The sequence below is a fragment of the Caballeronia jiangsuensis genome (assembly GCF_046030135.1).
GTDB lineage: Bacteria > Pseudomonadota > Gammaproteobacteria > Burkholderiales > Burkholderiaceae > Caballeronia > Caballeronia jiangsuensis.
Genome location: NZ_JAQQDB010000040.1, coordinates 1 through 16077, shown reverse-complemented (window position 1 = coordinate 16077; position 16077 = coordinate 1). Strand labels below are relative to the sequence as shown.

The 16077-nt window shown below is 58.3% G+C and carries 20 protein-coding genes; 7 read left to right on the top strand and 13 right to left on the bottom strand.

The features are described 5' to 3' along the window. Positions 1-15: 15 nt before the first annotated feature. The 3 genes from PQR08_RS30755 to PQR08_RS30745 form a co-directional block, all read right to left on the bottom strand. The gene (locus PQR08_RS30755) at positions 16-1206 is read right to left on the bottom strand and encodes a hypothetical protein (protein WP_408163425.1); all 1191 of its coding nucleotides are present in this window, start codon (positions 1204-1206) and stop codon (positions 16-18) included. A 67-nt stretch (positions 1207-1273) separates the two neighbouring features. Next, positions 1274-2515 carry a hypothetical protein gene (locus PQR08_RS30750; protein WP_408163423.1) on the bottom strand — a complete coding sequence of 414 codons (1242 nt, stop codon included), beginning with the start codon at positions 2513-2515 and terminating at the stop codon, positions 1274-1276. A 299-nt stretch (positions 2516-2814) separates the two neighbouring features. Beyond that, a complete protein-coding gene (locus PQR08_RS30745; protein ID WP_408163422.1) occupies positions 2815-3582 on the bottom strand; it encodes a nuclease-related domain-containing protein in 768 nt (255 codons plus the stop codon). 387 nt (positions 3583-3969) lie between these two features. Here PQR08_RS30745 and PQR08_RS30740 point away from each other — a divergent pair, with 387 nt between their 5' ends. From PQR08_RS30740 to PQR08_RS30715, 6 genes are all read left to right on the top strand, one after another. Beyond that, positions 3970-4269, top strand: a complete 300-nt coding sequence (locus tag PQR08_RS30740; protein ID WP_408163420.1) for a hypothetical protein — start codon at positions 3970-3972, stop codon at positions 4267-4269. Positions 4270-4376: 107 nt separating this feature from the next. Beyond that, complete coding sequence (locus PQR08_RS30735; protein ID WP_408163419.1) at positions 4377-4811, top strand: hypothetical protein; 435 nt, start codon at positions 4377-4379, stop codon at positions 4809-4811. Between the two features lie 10 nt (positions 4812-4821). Further along, the gene (locus PQR08_RS30730) at positions 4822-5604 is read left to right on the top strand and encodes a hypothetical protein (RefSeq protein WP_408163417.1); all 783 of its coding nucleotides are present in this window, start codon (positions 4822-4824) and stop codon (positions 5602-5604) included. 11 nt (positions 5605-5615) lie between these two features. Then, positions 5616-6155, top strand: coding sequence for a single-stranded DNA-binding protein (locus PQR08_RS30725; protein WP_408163415.1), 540 nt, complete (start codon positions 5616-5618; stop codon positions 6153-6155). Between the two features lie 253 nt (positions 6156-6408). Beyond that, the gene (locus PQR08_RS30720) at positions 6409-7491 is read left to right on the top strand and encodes a primase-helicase zinc-binding domain-containing protein (RefSeq protein ID WP_408163496.1); all 1083 of its coding nucleotides are present in this window, start codon (positions 6409-6411) and stop codon (positions 7489-7491) included. 108 nt (positions 7492-7599) lie between these two features. Next, positions 7600-7824 (top strand): hypothetical protein, encoded by a 225-nt coding sequence (locus PQR08_RS30715; protein WP_008343128.1) that lies wholly within the window; start codon positions 7600-7602, stop codon positions 7822-7824. A 69-nt stretch (positions 7825-7893) separates the two neighbouring features. Here the strand turns inward: PQR08_RS30715 and PQR08_RS30710 are convergent, their stop codons facing one another. From PQR08_RS30710 to PQR08_RS30695, 4 genes are all read right to left on the bottom strand, one after another. After that, positions 7894-8127, bottom strand: coding sequence for a hypothetical protein (locus PQR08_RS30710; RefSeq protein ID WP_408163413.1), 234 nt, complete (start codon positions 8125-8127; stop codon positions 7894-7896). Continuing rightward, positions 8117-8269: a hypothetical protein gene (locus PQR08_RS30705; protein WP_408163411.1), complete on the bottom strand. Its 153-nt coding sequence runs from the start codon at positions 8267-8269 to the stop codon at positions 8117-8119. Before PQR08_RS30705 ends, PQR08_RS30710 begins: the two co-directional genes overlap by 11 nt. A 156-nt stretch (positions 8270-8425) precedes the next feature. After that, complete coding sequence (locus PQR08_RS30700) at positions 8426-8752, bottom strand: hypothetical protein (protein ID WP_408163409.1); 327 nt, start codon at positions 8750-8752, stop codon at positions 8426-8428. After that, entirely contained in the window at positions 8749-9780 is a 1032-nt protein-coding gene (locus PQR08_RS30695; RefSeq protein ID WP_408163407.1) for a PRTRC system protein D, read from the bottom strand. Before PQR08_RS30695 ends, PQR08_RS30700 begins: the two co-directional genes overlap by 4 nt. Before the next feature lie 1786 nt (positions 9781-11566). Between PQR08_RS30695 and PQR08_RS30690 the strand changes: the two genes are divergently transcribed. Continuing rightward, positions 11567-12712, top strand: coding sequence for an integrase domain-containing protein (locus PQR08_RS30690; RefSeq protein ID WP_408163405.1), 1146 nt, complete (start codon positions 11567-11569; stop codon positions 12710-12712). A 116-nt stretch (positions 12713-12828) separates the two neighbouring features. On the opposite strand, the gene PQR08_RS30685 is transcribed toward PQR08_RS30690, so the two are convergent. From PQR08_RS30685 to PQR08_RS30660, 6 genes are all read right to left on the bottom strand, one after another. Further along, a complete protein-coding gene (locus PQR08_RS30685) occupies positions 12829-12969 on the bottom strand; it encodes a hypothetical protein (RefSeq protein ID WP_408163403.1) in 141 nt (46 codons plus the stop codon). Between the two features lie 69 nt (positions 12970-13038). After that, positions 13039-13704 carry a Lar family restriction alleviation protein gene (locus PQR08_RS30680; RefSeq protein WP_408163401.1) on the bottom strand — a complete coding sequence of 222 codons (666 nt, stop codon included), beginning with the start codon at positions 13702-13704 and terminating at the stop codon, positions 13039-13041. 106 nt (positions 13705-13810) lie between these two features. Beyond that, positions 13811-13993, bottom strand: a complete 183-nt coding sequence (locus PQR08_RS30675; RefSeq protein ID WP_408163399.1) for a hypothetical protein — start codon at positions 13991-13993, stop codon at positions 13811-13813. Positions 13994-14044: 51 nt separating this feature from the next. Beyond that, on the bottom strand, positions 14045-14440 hold the full coding sequence (locus PQR08_RS30670) for a DUF7682 family zinc-binding protein (protein ID WP_408163398.1): 396 nt from the start codon (positions 14438-14440) through the stop codon (positions 14045-14047). Between the two features lie 378 nt (positions 14441-14818). Further along, complete coding sequence (locus PQR08_RS30665; RefSeq protein ID WP_408163396.1) at positions 14819-15328, bottom strand: hypothetical protein; 510 nt, start codon at positions 15326-15328, stop codon at positions 14819-14821. Between the two features lie 54 nt (positions 15329-15382). Beyond that, on the bottom strand, positions 15383-16077 hold a 695-nt coding region (locus tag PQR08_RS30660), incomplete at its 5' end, for a DUF1173 family protein (RefSeq protein ID WP_408163394.1).

Sequence of the window (16077 nt, the reverse complement as noted above, 5' to 3'; positions counted from 1 at the left end):
CTCCTTTGTCTGTGACTACTTTTTGGTCTTGCGGCCTTTGCTCTTAGGCTCGGTCAGGCGCGGCTTCAGGTCGCCAGTGCACCCGGGACATACGAAGTCCTTCGCCAATTCAATCTTCCCTTCGTCGTTGGCCAAGATGTACTCCGTCGCGCAGGTTCTGCACGGTGCGACATTCAACCTCGAATCGATCGCCATGGAGCGGGTGAGATGGTTCGCGCGGTCAGCCGAAACGGCGAGCCGACTACCGAACATCTTGTCGAGAACGTCGTTGGATGCAATCAGCGCTTCCGGAATGTTCGCTCCGCTTTTGAGAGCACACCGATAGAGCCATACGAGCATGGTCGCTTGGAGTCGGTGCACGGGACGCTCGACGTACCACGTCAACGAGCTTGCACTATTTCCGCATGGCGAGCTTACGCCGTGGATCTCTCGATAAGTATTCCGAGTGATCGCCGAAGTCACGCCAAACAGGTTTGTGGCGGTGGAAGCGCGACAACCCTGGGTCATCAACAATCTTGCGTAGATCTCACGTCTAGCGCGGTCGAGCCGCAGGTCGGAGCACACATTCTTGAAAGGCAGCCCGCTCGGCTTGAGGTTCGAGGTGCGCATGACATAGTGAGCGACGGCCTCTTCGGTAAGAGAATCTGCGCCGTATTGTCGCCAGAAGCGATCGTCGTCAAACCGCCATCTATACAGTGGGAAGCGAATCCCACCGATTGCTGCTTCCAGCCGTCCAATCGGCAAGCCCATCAGGTACTCGGCTAACTCGAACGAGATACCGAGGAGGGGCGCTGCGAGCACGCTCTGGTGCAGCACGTCTTTCAGCAGCGAGACATAGGCGCAGTTGTAGTGAAAAATATCGCGCGCCGTCACGTCGTCGACGAAGGGCATCGCTGAGGACAGCTTCGACACTGCAGTCGAAAACATGATCCCGTCGACAAACGTCGCCCAATCGCGAGGGTCCTGCAGCGCCGGCGACAGCGCCAGGAACGGCATGTTCATAAGCTTGGCCATCGGTACGGCGTGCGCCTTGAACGTTTCCATATTGTCGAACGAGACGCCAAAGAATGCTTCGGCGCCGCTGTACCGCGCGAGTACCTTATGGATAACCGCGGTCAGCGAGAAGTTGGTCCTTTGTATCTTCTCAGCGAGATACTGGCGAAGGGCAATGTTGGTCTCAACGGCATCAAGCGTGGTGGTCGACATATTATTTATATTGTTGCTGGCGGATGCGACACCATCGCGTCCGCCTTATCGTTATGGCAGGTACGTCTTACAGCTTTCGCAAACCCGTCTCAATCTCGCTGAGGTGCTTGCGCATCATTGCGGCCAGCGTTTGGACCAACGGTTCGTGCTGCCCAAGTTCATCGGAAGCCTGAACCGCCACCTGAGCCAGCGTGAGCTTGCCCGCGAATTGCTCAAATGCAGATAGCGCTTCTTGCATCGCTGCTTGAACGCGGTTAGCAGCCTCAATGGCGCCGGCCTCTTTCTTCCTGTCGGCCTCAAGTCGTTCCAACTCGGCGCGCCTCTCGACCAGCTGCTCTTCTAGCTGTTTGAGTTCAGCGTTGCGCTTTTCCAGTGATTCGGAAATGCTTTTATAACCAGCGGGGGTCGTCTCAACTTCCTTGATCTGAACTTCCGGCTTCCGGTCGAGCAGCGCGTTTCTTTCCTCGTTCAGCCTTGCAATTTCCTTGTCCTTGTCCGCAAGGTCCTTTTCAAGGTTGGCTAGGCCCGCCTGCCGACCGGTGTAATAGCTGTCCATGCGCTGTAGCTGGGCCTCTTTTTCGGCGATCAGTTTCGCAGTGGCGTCGAGCTGTTGCTGAAGCCGGTTGGCTTCGTCCTCCGCGACCCGCTGAGCGGTTTTGCTGTCCTCGAGCAGCGCCTCGTAGTTGTCTAGCTCTGCTTTTCGGTCAGCCAGTGCCTCTTCCTGCTTCTGCAGCGTCGCCAGCATTTTGCGAATGTCTTCGCGGGTCATATGCTCGTTGGCCTGCTTTGCCGCGAGAATGGCCGCAACCTGTTCGTCGGTCACGTGGTCGGAAGCGAGGATGTCCAGTTCGCCGACGTTGAATACCCGGATAGCCTCGGTGTTATCGAGGAACGCCTCATAGCAACGCATGTACTTGCGGGCCGCCGGCATCTTCACGCCGAGAGCCAAGTCGAAGAATGAATATCCCAACGTCGCAGCCCGTCGCAGGGCAGTTGTCTTGTTGCCTGACGTCGTGAGCAGCGCGTTTTTAATCAGGTGCATGGAGTTGATCAACAGGCCGCCTATCGTTTTAAGGTCGGTTGAAACTCGCGCTCTCGCCTCCGCGATCGTTACCATGTTCTCGACGAGCTGAGCGATGAGATCGGTGAACTCGGGGCCGTCTCCGAAAAGCTGCCGGGCAACCGTTTCGATCTTCGAGCGTTCGGCACCGCCGGCCGAAACTGGGTCAAAAATGTCGTCCAACGGATCGTAAAGTTCCGTTTTTCGCAATTGCAGGTTCTTCTTAGAATCGTCACTACTTGAGGACATAACTTCTCTCCAGATTTTGCAGGCGCCCCCGCGCGCTGCGGTCACACCCCCGCGAGGGCATCGCTCGCGGATAAGAAAGTGGTGTCAGTACACAGCCAGTCGCTTCGGGTATAACCAGTGTTGCAATTTCTCCTTCTATGCAATCTTTGCCGGCCGAAGTCGTTCTTTTCCCGCAGATGTGAGCGATCGTAACGGCGCTTTCGGGCAGGTCTGGCAGTCAAAGACACCGTTTTAATCCCCTCTTTCCCCTTCTCGAAGCGAAGGCTAAGTTTTTGTCCACCTTCGCAAACGATTAACGGTTAATTTCTGGAACTCTTAAGTGTTTCCTGAGTGTTTGTATGGAAGTAATTACCTAGCGGAAGCGCTTGAAACATTCCGCGATGACCGGTATGGCGCTTTGCGCGAACCTTGTGTGCGGTGAAACCTTCGGCGGAGGTGTCCGCATACATGAGAACCGCTGCTCGCGCCCGGGCGACGTCCACGGCCGACCTGCCAATGTATTCCGCGCGCTTCGAACGCAACGAGTGGGGAAGATCGTCGAGTGACAACAGATCGGCCGGTAATTCCGGATGCAGGACGACGTCTGGCGACACGAAGAGACTCGCGCCAGCGACCGGCCACATCGCAGGAAGCTGCTCTCGGAGGAAACGGATCTTGCTGCGGTTCTGTTCGATAGGCGAGCGTCGCTCGTCAGCCTGACCGCTGGGCGCAGTCCGTGTCAGGGTCCCAGGACAATTTGACGGCGCGATGCGGCCGGCCCAATTCTTCGTCTCAAAGAGGAAGACGCCGAACGGCGTGATCGCGAGGTGATCGATCTCTGCGGTAGGGAAGGCTGTCCCGGGAGCATGTTCAATGACTAGCGTCCCTTCATGTAGGTAGAAATTATCGCCACACAGCCACCTGAGGGTTGTTCGAAGCTTTGCTTGAGCCAGAGCCTCGCCGGCCGCACCGATATCGTCCGGCGAGCGTTTTGCGCGATGGGCGCTGCGCGAACCGGATCGGCTCCTCCGCTTGGTGGCTTTGAATACGTGATAGCCGCCGACTGCGACAAGCATTTCGAAGAACATTCGCTGCCTCCCTGTTGAGCATGTAACTAGCATGCCAAGGACAAATGGAAGTCAAGGGAGCACCGCGGCGCTGCCACGTTCCGAGCCGAAAATCGAAAGGCGGTGTGAAATTGGGAGCTTTCGCGCGCACGCGCTCGCAGCCCACGCGTAAATTGCCTGTTATCCCCGCGTCACCGACGCATCGACCCAAGCCGCCGCGGAGCATGAGTGCGCGCGCTTGCGATCTCTTCTTCCATCCGCAGTGAGCTGCTTCCGCCACGCCTTCATCGAGCCGTGACGAAAGCGTCTCTCCGCGCGCCCGTTTTTCCCTGCTCACCCGAGCATCGAAAACCATCCAGCGCTGTACCGGCTGGACATCCCCTAGTGCGTCTTTTTCTGGAGAGAAACATGCCGAAGCAGTTGGTCATGAAGGCGATGAAATCGCCCGGCTGGTTCGTCGCTGTTTGCTTTGCGTTGTGGCTTGCTGCGCACTCGTTCTTCGCCTTTCTGTTTGTTTCTGCCACCGTCGCTGTTTGGATCAAGAGATCCATCAAGGCGGCGCTGAAAGAGGAGAATGCTGAGGATTCCAAGGCGCCAGCGCACGCCGTTGTCGCTCCGGGTCCCGCCGAGGCCAACGTCACGCCCATCAAACGTCAGTACGCCAAGTCCGCAGTGGTCGTTCCACTTAAAACAGGCACCGACGACTAGTCGCTACGCCTGAATGTCAAGACTGCCCGCGCGGGCGGTCTTGACCCCTCACCCCAACGGGAAACCATCCCGTTGCGGGCATGGGTTCCCGTTTATCGGAGATTCCCATGCAAGCAGAAGTAGCAGCATGGCAACTGGACATGTTCGACGCTCCTCCAGCGCCGATCACGCGTGCCCGAGCCAAGCCTGATCCTCTGCCCGATCCGCATCTTTGGAGCGAGGCGGTAAAAAACAAAATGGTCGACGCGTTGATCAGTCTTGCGACCGACAGCAGACGCGGCGACAACATGCCCGAGTCGTTGATGGACTGCGCTGTACTGTTCAGTGAGCGACTCAGAAACAGAAAGAAGATGGAACTCGAAGACTACCGAGCAACGCTCGGCTGGGTCATGGAGTTCTGGAGCGGGGCGCTGCCGTATCGGTTCGTCTGCCAGGTCAACGGCGTCGATCCCGAGTTCTTGCAAGACGTCATCCTGAGCAACCCGCTGCTCAAGCGCGACATGGAAGAAGTGCGTCGCGAGCGCTTCGGCACGCTGGTGTAAGAGGCCGACGATGAGCACATCAACATTCGGCCGGCTGATCGGGACGTTTTTCGGAGTGACGCCGCAGCCGCAGCGTCGCAGCGACAATCCCACAAGCCATTCATCCCCGGTTGAGGTCGGTAAGGGCGGTGCCAACGAACGGCACATCGCCATCGCAGGACAACCGATGCTGTTCCGCGATGAAGGTGGAGTCGTCGTGCAGTTTCGTCCGGCGTTCGACTACGAGCTGCGACCAACGGCTGTCGGCATGAAGCTGATACCGGCGCTCGCGCCGCACTGGGAAGTGCTGCACGAGTACAAGGGCACGTTGACCGACGCCGTTGCGGCTGCTCTTAAGGGCGCTCATGCGCAAGACAAGCCTTCGCCCGACGCCAAACCCGTTCGACCAGTCAATGTCAGCGACGCGCGACTCCGGCCAGAAGTTGTGGACGCAGTCGTGTCAACGCCCCCTCGATCTGCTGAGTCGTCACACCGACGCACTGAGCGTGCGAGGTCCGGGGTGTTGCGAGAGTGGGGGGAGAAGCGATTCCCCGATGGCAAGCGCCCTGGCAAGACGTACGAATCGTTTTGCGTGACGCTCGAGCATCGCGGCGAGACGCACGTTCTCCAAGGCGAGGGCCTCCGTGACGCAATCGCAGAGTCGGCCTGTCGCATCGGTGACCGCGTTGAAGTCAAGCGGATCGGCAAAACCAAAGTGCCAGCAGTCGATGGACGCGGGCGACCTAAGCTAGATGCCAGCGGCGAGCAAGTGCTGTGGGACAAGTGGCTTTGGTCGATTTCCAAAAAATCTTAAAGGAGTTAGTTATGGCATCAGTAAACAAGGTCATCCTCGTCGGCAACCTCGGGGCGGACCCTGAGACGCGCTACCTGCCGAGCGGCGATGCGGTCGCGAATATCCGACTCGCAACGACCGATCGCTATAAAGACAAGGCCTCGGGCGAAATGAAGGAGCAGACCGAGTGGCATCGAGTGTCGTTCTTCGGTCGGCTGGCTGAGATCGTCAACGAGTACCTGAAAAAGGGATCGTCGGTGTACGTCGAAGGCAGAATCCGCACGCGCAAGTGGACGGACCAGGCCGGGCAGGAGCGGTACTCGACGGAAATCGTAGCGGACCAAATGCAAATGCTCGGCGGCCGCTCTACCGGTGACCGTTCATCCAATGACGGTGTCGAAAGCCAGCGCCCTGCACGTCAAGAACGTTCGCAGTCGCCGCGATCGAGCAACTCTGCGCCGGCGAATCGCGAACCGCAATCGACGTCGCATGGTGGTGGCGGTGGGTTTGATGACATGGATGACATCCCCTTCAACGCTTACCTAACGCGACGCGAGTGGGCTGCGATCTGATCCCGTAACGGCTCACCTCACCTCCTGTTTCTTCTCACCTTCGTTGCTTCGTCGAACCGGAAACGGCCGACGAAGCCGCGAAGCGTTTCTTTCTTACGCGACACGGCCGTTCGTCGCTACACCCGTCTTTCGCTTCCCCTGCTGAAAAAAGCCGCCCGCCGTGCTCGCCCCGCGCGAGGCGGACGGCTTTTTTGAGCACGGTTTCACCGCCTGTTCAGGCATCGATCTCAACCACACCACAACTGGAGTGACAATGAATGTAAAGGACATCAAGCTGTCCCCGGAACAGTGGATTGCGTTGCTCCAGAAGTATGGAGTGCCCGCAAGCTCACTGACCGGGAAGGGCGCACCCTGTCCCATCTGCGGCGGAAACGACCGCTTCACCTACGACAACAACCGCGGCCGCGGCGACTGGGTCTGCCGCAAGTGCAACGACGGCGACCGAAAAGCCGGCGACGGCTTCGAGCTCATTTGCAAGTCCGCCGGAATGACCTTCCGCGAACTCATGATCGAACTCGAAGGCGGCAGTCTGGCCGATGCACGGCAGAACCGAGCGCAACCGGCGGCCCCGGCGCCTGGCCGAAAGGTCGATCCTGAGTGGGCGCGCAAGCGCCTCGACTCAATGTGGGATCGAGCGACGCTGGTCGGTTCCGATGGCCTCGTTCCGCGGTACCTGCGAGAGCGGGTGCCGGGTCTGACAGTGGCGCCGTCCGCGGCGCTGCGCTTGGCGATACTCGATTACCGCCACGAGAAGAAAGTGATCGGTCAGTGGCCGGGCATCCTCGCTCGCTTCACGCTGCCGGACGGCCGTCTCGGAACGCTGCACCGCACGTTCCTTGAACGCTCGAAACCGGCGAAGGCGTCGATCGTCACTAACGACGGCGAGATCCTTCCGGCCAAGCTGAACGACGTGACGCTTCATAAGCTGAACGGCGGCGCAGTACGGCTGATGGATCCAGTCGATGGCGAAATCGGTGTCGCTGAAGGTCTCGAGACGGCGTATGCCGCGCACATGCTCTTCGGTGTGCCGGCTTGGTACTGCCTTAATCGAATCCTTCTCGCTGATTTCGTTGTGCCGGACGGCCTCGGCATCCGCATCGTCCATATCTTCGCGGACTTCGATGCGGTCGATCCTCGCACTGGCAAATCGCCGGGCGTCGATGCCGCATTGAAGCTGGCGAAGCGGCTGCGAGCTGAAGGGTACACGGCTCTGGTCCACCGTCCTAAAAAGCGGGGAACCGATTTTGCCGACGAGTGGTGTGCATCTCAGGCAGCGCATCGCCCTGCCGTTGCAATGGTGGTGCGCCCCGACGAGCGCGAAGCACTGCACGCTTGATTGTTTGAGTTGCGGCCGTCTGGCCGCTAACAGTAACTTTTTGCCCGGTGGGGATTCGTCCCCGCCGGGGTCGCAATCCGCCCGGGCTTTTCCAACGGAGAGAAGGAAATGAGCTTCAGCATGATTGTCGGCCGGTATGAGATCGTGGCAACTTCCGGCGTTGAGAACGGCTCGGTCAGAGTAGGGAAGTCGCAGGCCGAAGCGTATGACGTCATCGACCGGAAGCGAGGCGGTCATGCCCGACTGGAGAAACAAGGCGTCACACTGGACACCGCCTGGTTTTACTGCATTCGCCGACAGGCGAGCGCACAAGGTGTATCTCTGCTGCATTGAGTACCCCCTGAAGACAAAAGCCCCGACCATTGGTCGGGGCTTTTCTATTTGTGGTTCTCAATTCAGCGGCTACTTGTAGCGCACGACGTACCACAAACGCCACCTCAGGACGAAAAACGTGACCTTGAGAAACGGCACGAGGAGGCCGGTTGCCCAAAAGATGATGAACGCGCCCGATCCGATCAGCACTTGGGTCAACCCGCTCTTTGGCAGGTAGGCACAGACCCACATCACAAAGAGAGACGCCATGGCGATGATGAGGCGTCGCGCAAAAAAGGGCAGTGCCTTGAACTTAGCGTACATCATCGGCTCCGTTCGCTGACCGGGACACAGCGCGGTCAAATAGATAAGCTGCCTCGCAAAGAGCCAGCGCGGCGGCCACGAAGATCCAAATGCGCACGCCGCGTGTCCAGTCAAGCTGCACCAAGTTTTCGATAAAGCTCATTATTGCTCCGTTGCGTTTGCAGATTGAACCATATACGTCCCTATCTTGCCATCGACTAGGCGATGTCAAGCTTTAGGCGAGTGCACATGCCGCTGCGCATCTGTCAGCGCAAGGGCCGCTGATAAGCGGCACGTGCCTGCTCGAGCTATCTCAGCCTCACCCCACGTTCAAGTTTTCGGCCAGGAACGCGTAGTCGAAATCAGGCTGATCATCGCGCACTGGCGCGATTTGCTTAGGAGCGACGGGAATCTCGCTGCGCGCGGAACCGGTTGCAGCTTCCGTTGTTGCGGATGCGTTGGTTGACGTTGGCGTGCTAGTCACTCCCGCACGAGGAACCTGGACACTGCCCCGCAAAGCATCTTCTGCTAAGCGCTTGAGCAGCGCTGCGCGTTGCCTCGGATTGGAGACCGCAACTAGAGCATCAAACAACGTTGGCGTCGCGATTTCGCTGATTGTTACTTTGATCTCCAAAGCGCCTGTCATGCGGGCACCGCTTCCTTGCGCTTCTTGTCGCGCAGCAGCGTTGCTTCGCCAGCAGCGAGAAACCCCCTGACATTCGTGAAGCATGGTTCTGCCATATGGTCGATCCTCAAATGGGGAAACCGCGCCTGAATCTCGGACCTGTAGAGAGCCGCACCGCCACCAGTGAGAACGATCGAGCGAATGTCCACTGTGTTCTTTACGCCCGCTTGAATAGCTTTAACCGCGGCGTCGATAACCGTCTGCGCCGCTGGCAGAAACTCCTGCAGGTGATAGTCCTTCCCGTTAAGCAAGAGAGTCGATCCCGTGCGCCGCGCCTTATCGATCCGCTCAATTCCCTGCGTGTCGATATGCAGTTTCTCCTTGATGACAGCGGCGATTGCTTCGTAATAGTGAGACGCGCCGCTGTGGTGACCTCCGCTGCGCTCTTCGTCGATAGTCAACCCGGTTGCCACCACCCAATCGGTTGTGAAGTAGCCGACGTCAATAATGAGGTGCGGATCTTCCTTGTCGAACTCGTGGTATCGCGAGAAGTTGACCAACGCGCCGAGAGGTTGTGGAAGCACGATGACGCTGCCGACATCGAACTCGACATCGCCGTATGCATTGTTACCGGCGAACGCACTGCGCAAATGAGCAACGTGGGTGTGGAAGTTCCTCATCGGCAAGCCGAGAACTAGGCGGTCGACCGATGCGATGTTTGCGAAGTGAAACGCACCGGCGAGCAGCGCGGCATAGCTGGCAGTCGTGCAATAGTCGTCGTTAAGTGTCGCTCCCGCGTCGCCGTTACGCGAGCTCAAAAGCACGCCGGGACCGACCTGATAGCGCTTACCGTCGATGTCCACCGCGACAGTCTTGGGCGTCGTGATCAAACCGGCGCTCTCTTTCGCGATCGTGTGGGCCTTGTACGGAGGTGTCAGCGACGGAAACATAAAAGTCGAAACGTCGGAGCCGTTGCGGAAAGCAATCTTAGTGTTGCCATATCCGACGTCGACAGCAAGGACGGGCGCATGTACTTTCATCGTGTTCATTCTCTCTCCAGAGCAATTCAATAGATTCAACCCATCTGCCAGATTTCTGACAGAAAAGTGGTAGATGGGCGGTCGCACCGGCTGCTTTTCTCGAAACGTCCGGATAACCGTCAGTTAGCTCCCCATGAACGGTTAGATGGCGAATTAACCGTGTGAAGCGCGCGAATCTGTCAGTTACCAACACGAAATTGGTGGGAAAAGTCCCCGTTACGCCTGTCCAACTCTACAGATCGCCGCGCAATGTCACGGAAGCAAAAGCTCGCAACATTTAGGCAGCTTTTAACTCTTCGCATGGTCACGGCGCCGGTATTCTTCTAATCACCAACCGCGCGCATGCGCATCGACCCTCCTGAAATGGACCATCGAGGGGACCGCTTTGCCTAGCGAAACCCCTCTGTCTCGGCCGCAAAATGAAGCGGCTTTTTTCTTAATCTAATCAAGTTCAAAGCGACCCAAAGTGAGGACGCTGGACACGCGATATCCATTGGGTTTGCGGGCGGTTTTGCCCGTGTGTCCGAGATGAGACGGATTGGGAGACGCGGACACTTGCTCGTGGCTGCTCTTTCTCCAGCTCAAGGAGGATGGACGCATCCTTACAGCACACGACGCTGGGTACGTTGCATGAGGTCCGACACACTGCGACCGAGTGAACGCGCTTTGGGATGGGGGACCAGCTAGGCCGACGCGGCGAGCTGCTCCCTGTACGAAAGACGAACGGGCGGCGCACCCGGAAAAAAGCAGCGCAAAAAGATTACCGAGCACTTGGCCGAGGTCGTGCCGTCGTAAAGACGGGGCACACCGGCGCGCAAACAGCGCGTCTAGGGCCGGCGCGGTAGCCGTGGCAGTGGCATAGCCGAATCGCACAGTTAGCGGTGCGCGGTTCGACTGCTGGAGCAGCAGGAAATACACAACGACGAGAGATTCCGCGAAGCGGGCCCGCGTTGGAAGTACTCCAGCAGCAAACCAGCGGCGGTCAACACGCGAAGCGTGGCGACTGGCAGCACGCAGCACTACGGAGGTCGATGCACGTTTCTTCCACGTGCGGGGCTATCGAATGGAATCGCTAAAGGACAGGAAGGCAGGACCCGGCGGGGATACGCAGCGGCTGTGCGGCAACACCCGGGGATAGGCTCCTGAGGTATGCGGCTCCGTCGCACGGAAGGCCACCGCTCATAGCTGAGCACGGTTGCTGACTCGTCTGCATAAAGGAGAACGCGCTTGCCGGAGCCGCTAAAAAATGACGTTTCTCAAGCAGAACTCGTCTCAATACATAGCCATTGCGTCGTATGAGCTGGACCAGTACCGCACCAATGCGAGCGCCGATGTGCGCTGAGATTGTCAACGCGTCAGGCGCTGGCGCGCTGACGCGATTGCTGTGTGAGTGGACGCCCAGGACGGAAGTGTTATCGAGCGTCGCCGCCGTGGCACCGAAGCGCTGCCAAGACCAATGCGATGCGAACGGGACACAGACACCGCATTTCTCAACTGCCGCGAAGCAAAGCCAACGACGTCGGGTTTTTACGCTGGTAGATCACGCCTTCGAGGCTCAAGTTGCCTGGTCTCTATGGCGGCTGTCGATCACATATGGTTTCGACGATACGCGATCTAAGCGAAGAGCACTCCGGTATGCGGCGATAGCTGGATGGATTTCTGGCACGTGCGCGGGTGGCGGAGTCCCGCATGGGTTTCCGCGGTCATGCCAGTTGGAAATGGCGTTTGAGAGGGGCCGAGCAATGTACTCGGTGGCTGAGAAGCGGCAATCAACAAACGAGGAAGGAGCATCCGAATGACAGTAACCGTCTATGTGAAGGGCATCGTTGCCGGCTATCCCGAACTTCCCCCCGCGTTCCGGGATGCACTTGAGAAGATCTTCACTCCGAACGTCAATCGTGTTCACAGCCGTACCCGTGTTAGCAATAAGCCGATATCGGTGGGGACACAGGAGCCCCGACTACAAAAGCTTTGTCGCTCGTTTGTTGAGCTGCGCCAGATCGGCTACGCGATACAAACACCGTATGCGCTCAAGGAAAAGCACATCGAAGGGCTGGTGGCCCTATGGCACAAAGACGGACAGAGTCCCGGGACCATCGAGAACAAGCTGACGTACTTCCGCGCGTTCTCGAACTGGATCAACAAGCGGAACCTGGTCAAAAAGATGTCGGAGTACATTGATCCAGCCGCAAACGACTTCCGGCGCGCATCTGTGGCGACCGAGGACAAGTCATGGGAAGGCAAGGGAATCGACGCGGTAGCCATCATCGAAGAAATTGCGAAGACGGAGCCCGTGGTCGCAGTGCAAATGAAGCTGCAGGCGGCCTTCGGACTACGGGTTGAAGAGAGTCTTCTGTTGAGGCCTAGAGACGCAGTCCGTAAAGACGGAAAGCTCAGCGTGGTCCACGGCACAAAAGGCGGTCGCGCTCGTGTGGTGCCGATGGAATTCAAGATGGATGTCCTACTTGAGGCTGCTCAACACACAAACCGGTCTACTGGCTCGACTATCCCCGACGGCTATACCAAGACTCAGTGGAAGGACCACTTTTATACGGTTCTCAAACGTCATGGTGTGACAAAGTCTGGCTTGGGCGTTACGTGCCACGGCCTGAGGCATCAGTTCTTGCAGCAAATGTTTGAAAAGTACGCCGGCGTTCCAGCGCCGATCAAAGGGAGCGACGAGAGGGCCGACCCGGCGCTCCATCGCGAAGCGATGCAAGCCGTTGTTGAGGCGGCCGGCCATAGCAAACAGCAAAAGGCGGGTGCTTACCTGTCCAGCTATTCCGTCCAGAGGCAGCTGAAGGCGCCCAAGGTGACAATTGAAGAAGTCCAGGAGGCACTGGCTGCAACCGATGGCAATAAGAAAGCAGCGGCGAGCGCGCTCGGGATATCCAGGACTGCCCTATACCGCATTTTACAATGCGAAAAGTGTGCCGACTAAGGGGGGTGTGAATATCCGGCAACTTATGTAACAAGCCTTTTTTTGTTTATATTCAACGAACTGACGAAATGCCCGCACGCAGTGGGACGCTCTCCGGAGAGCGTCACTTTCGCGTTTCAGTCCAAGAGCCAGCTCAACTGCGGACTGGTCATCGCGTGATACGTCAGGATCACGCCGAGGGCGAGCAATGTAAAAAGCTGCGGCGCGAGTTTGCTGCGGAGCCGGTACGCGGCGACGATGTACTGGATGGGCGACATATTGGGTCCTTGTTTGCCGTGTCGAGTTTGTAGGTCCCTTCAGTATGATCGGCCCCAGATGAAGTCAAGTCACCAGCGGTTGCGGTCGGGGAGGTCGTCGACCGCCGCGTTGACGCTGTTCTCAAAGTTGCCCTCGTCACCGCCTGTCGCGGGTATCCGGGGAAATTGGACCGAAGCGATCCCGTCGATGTATATGCGCTTCGCGAGTTGCTGGAGCTTTCGATATCGAGCCGCGTCGCGAAGGACTGTGTCGACTGGCCAGAACTCGCTCATTGTGATTTTGCTGTCGACGATTTTCTTGGCGAGCATTTGAAAGATGGGCCCGCGATTCTCCCAGTCGTCTTCATTCCGCGAGACGAGATCGATCAGGTAAGCGGTGTCAACTGCGCTAATTTCTTTTCTAACGAGCTGTAGCAGATCGCCCTCGGTGGCCTTCGGGCGTTGCATCCGCGCATTCCAAATCTCGCCGGCCTTATCCAGTGCCGCGTAGCGGTCGTTGCCGATCGGGATCCAAGGGGTCTGCATCCCGCATTCTTCGCAGAAAATGCAGCAGATCTTCTCGTAAGGGACGTCATACGGGGAGCGCGGTTCCACGTCTTGCATGGGCGGCGCCAGGCTGTTGCCGAGGCGAGCAAAGTCACGCTCAGGAGCCGACGGACGGCCGACTAATCGCTGGGAGAATCCGAAAGACCACTTTCCGCCGCAATGATCGCAGGGAAAAAGTTCGTCAGTCATGGCGCTGTCCTGTCGCCGGCTCGCCGGCGGTTCTAGTTTTGTAAGCCGCCGTGAATTATAGCTACCCGCGTGAGGGCGCCCGAGGTCGCTCGCCGCAAGTCACCTTTCAAGCCGCCCAACTAGATTTTTCCAGTGCCACCTGTTGCATTTCGAGTTCATCGGCAGACAGTCGATGCAGCTCGCGTTCATCATCGCTTAGCGGGATGCCGTTTGGCATCCGCGCGCATTCGACGATGTCGCGTAATGCGTTGATCGCGGTTCTCAACGCCAAATTCGGACCGACCTTCATCGCGAGCACCTCCTTGAGAGGGTAACGGCGCGAAGCGTGAGTCGAGGGACATCATGCCGCTACGCGGTTCGCCGCAATCCCATTGTAGTCTTCGTGACTGACGAGGCGTAGCGGTGCGAGTGAGGGCGCGTCAAAGAGCAGGCGATAGGATCGGCCAACCGGCACGGAAACCAGCTTGCCGGCCGAGGACTTGATGAACTTTCCGTCGAGTGAAAATGGATGCACGCCGCTACTGACCTTTGCGAGGAGATCTCTTGCCTCTCGTTGTACGGCCGAGAGGTGTCGCACCATGGACAGATCGATCGGATCGTCGGTAGTCGCGACTCGCTTCGCAATGCGCTTCTCCTCAAGGTCGAGACGACGCTGGGCCTTCTGCTTCTCGGCAGCCGCGCACGCGTGGCAGTATTTGCCCTTGCCGCTGTGGCCGCATTCGAAGGTTCGTTTCATGGTGCATTCCTGAGTCGTTGGTGATCTATTGCACCACTGTTCGACGGTTGGTCAAGTGTCGGTAGACGACTTATTCAGGCTTCTTTTCGCCCGGCAACATAGCATCGAGTTCCTGCGATTACTCTAGGATCCGAGCGTCGGCGAGCTCAATTCGAGATTTGAGCCGGTCGAGGTGAGCCATCGCAAATGCATACTGCTCGCACAGCATCGACAGCGCCCAAATAGGACTGAGCGTGACGTGACAAACGGCGCAAATGACGATATCGCTCTGTTCGACGAGCCGAAGATTTCGATGTGCACACGTGGCCTTAACATCGCGGGGCGTGTCAGGAGCGACGGCTCGCCTGCCGAAGGGAATGACCTTGCGCATCGACGGTCTTATGAATGACGCATGGTCGTATTGATTGGCGAAGTCTCGACGGCTGCAATGGCGTTGGGCGCGAACAGGACGCTGGAGATGGCTGGGTCGCGGCGATAGTGGAGTTCAACGACATCGAGGAATTCGCGAAAAGGCGCGGTGTCACCGGCGGCGACTCCCTGGTCCCGATTCGCGAAGCGAAGGTCGGTTGGCGCGAACGCGTGCTGCTCTAGCCATTTAACGTGATCAACGTTGGGCAACCACCACCGGTTCCAGCGTATGGTGAAAGCGAGCCATCCCTTGCCTGACCGCTCCAGTTCGTCCCAAGTTGCGTGGAAGTCGAGGATTGCACCTAGGGAACTGAAGAACACCGCGCGCAGGGACGTTTCGTCCGCAGCAGCAACGACGATCTGCTTGCGTTGTTCGTCGACCGCGTCGATGGTGCTTGCCATCGCGAGCGCGGGGTAATTCACTTGCCAGTCGGCGTTACGCGCGACCGCACGATTCAGAAAGAACGAGTTCGAGGCCATATCATTTGCTCAGCAGTTACGGATGCGCTCAAAGTATCCTAGAAGGAGCGACCGTCAAGTCAACGGCTTAGGAAGCCGTACTGACGCGAGGTCGGCCGGCGGCATCCACTCAACGCACGGCTTTGCGTCGCGCGCGTACAGCGCCTGTTTCTCTTTCTTGCGGGCGAGGTATTGCTCATTGCCTTGCATCCCATAATTTTCGATCGCCGTCGGCTGTCGGGTATCGGTCAGTTGAAAGTCGGGCAGCATGACGTCGCCGGCCTCGAGCCTCATAGGCTTGATGAAACGTCGGCGCTCGGCAACGAGCCGGTTGGCCATCTCCACCTCATAGCTCGAATCGCAGGGAACGAAACTGCTGCTGCACAGTTGCAGCGCAAGGTCGATGATCCGAAGATTTCCGTCCCTTGTCCGCTCGACCAAGGCGAGAATCACGACGCGCGCGCTAGCGTTACCCGTCATCGCCCAGGCGGACCTGAACGACGCGGCGGCCGATTCGATAACGGGTGTGGAGGCGAAGAATGTGCGCTTCGTTTGGCGCAGCGCGACGACGAAGCCGTACTTCGAGGCCACCACGCCGCGGAGCTCGCCGAGCAGCAAACGGCGTTGAGAGGCTTGGGGTGTGGTCGTGATCTCGTCTAGATACGCATTGAACTCGGCGACAATGGATTGCACTTGGCTCTCGTCGTGTCGACGCATGACATGTAAGACCTGGTGGATGGGCTTACCGTTAAGCTTGCCATCGCCGAGAG

What these genes read in the sequence shown, in the direction of transcription:
- PQR08_RS30685 (WP_408163403.1), bottom strand. Translation starts at nt 12,969, where the DNA reads ATGTCGCCCATCCAGTACATCGTCGCCGCGTACCGGCTCCGCAGCAAA.
- PQR08_RS30695 (WP_408163407.1), bottom strand. Translation starts at nt 9,780, where the DNA reads ATGAACACGATGAAAGTACATGCGCCCGTCCTTGCTGTCGACGTCGGA.
- PQR08_RS30745 (WP_408163422.1), bottom strand. Translation starts at nt 3,582, where the DNA reads ATGTTCTTCGAAATGCTTGTCGCAGTCGGCGGCTATCACGTATTCAAA.
- PQR08_RS30755 (WP_408163425.1), bottom strand. Translation starts at nt 1,206, where the DNA reads ATGTCGACCACCACGCTTGATGCCGTTGAGACCAACATTGCCCTTCGC.
- PQR08_RS30690 (WP_408163405.1), top strand. Translation starts at nt 11,567, where the DNA reads ATGACAGTAACCGTCTATGTGAAGGGCATCGTTGCCGGCTATCCCGAA.
- PQR08_RS30675 (WP_408163399.1), bottom strand. Translation starts at nt 13,993, where the DNA reads ATGAAGGTCGGTCCGAATTTGGCGTTGAGAACCGCGATCAACGCATTA.
- PQR08_RS30700 (WP_408163409.1), bottom strand. Translation starts at nt 8,752, where the DNA reads ATGACAGGCGCTTTGGAGATCAAAGTAACAATCAGCGAAATCGCGACG.
- PQR08_RS30705 (WP_408163411.1), bottom strand. Translation starts at nt 8,269, where the DNA reads ATGAGCTTTATCGAAAACTTGGTGCAGCTTGACTGGACACGCGGCGTG.
- PQR08_RS30720 (WP_408163496.1), top strand. Translation starts at nt 6,409, where the DNA reads ATGAATGTAAAGGACATCAAGCTGTCCCCGGAACAGTGGATTGCGTTG.
- PQR08_RS30665 (WP_408163396.1), bottom strand. Translation starts at nt 15,328, where the DNA reads ATGGCCTCGAACTCGTTCTTTCTGAATCGTGCGGTCGCGCGTAACGCC.
- PQR08_RS30715 (WP_008343128.1), top strand. Translation starts at nt 7,600, where the DNA reads ATGAGCTTCAGCATGATTGTCGGCCGGTATGAGATCGTGGCAACTTCC.
- PQR08_RS30680 (WP_408163401.1), bottom strand. Translation starts at nt 13,704, where the DNA reads ATGACTGACGAACTTTTTCCCTGCGATCATTGCGGCGGAAAGTGGTCT.
- PQR08_RS30735 (WP_408163419.1), top strand. Translation starts at nt 4,377, where the DNA reads ATGCAAGCAGAAGTAGCAGCATGGCAACTGGACATGTTCGACGCTCCT.
- PQR08_RS30730 (WP_408163417.1), top strand. Translation starts at nt 4,822, where the DNA reads ATGAGCACATCAACATTCGGCCGGCTGATCGGGACGTTTTTCGGAGTG.
- PQR08_RS30710 (WP_408163413.1), bottom strand. Translation starts at nt 8,127, where the DNA reads ATGTACGCTAAGTTCAAGGCACTGCCCTTTTTTGCGCGACGCCTCATC.
- PQR08_RS30750 (WP_408163423.1), bottom strand. Translation starts at nt 2,515, where the DNA reads ATGTCCTCAAGTAGTGACGATTCTAAGAAGAACCTGCAATTGCGAAAA.
- PQR08_RS30740 (WP_408163420.1), top strand. Translation starts at nt 3,970, where the DNA reads ATGCCGAAGCAGTTGGTCATGAAGGCGATGAAATCGCCCGGCTGGTTC.
- PQR08_RS30670 (WP_408163398.1), bottom strand. Translation starts at nt 14,440, where the DNA reads ATGAAACGAACCTTCGAATGCGGCCACAGCGGCAAGGGCAAATACTGC.
- PQR08_RS30725 (WP_408163415.1), top strand. Translation starts at nt 5,616, where the DNA reads ATGGCATCAGTAAACAAGGTCATCCTCGTCGGCAACCTCGGGGCGGAC.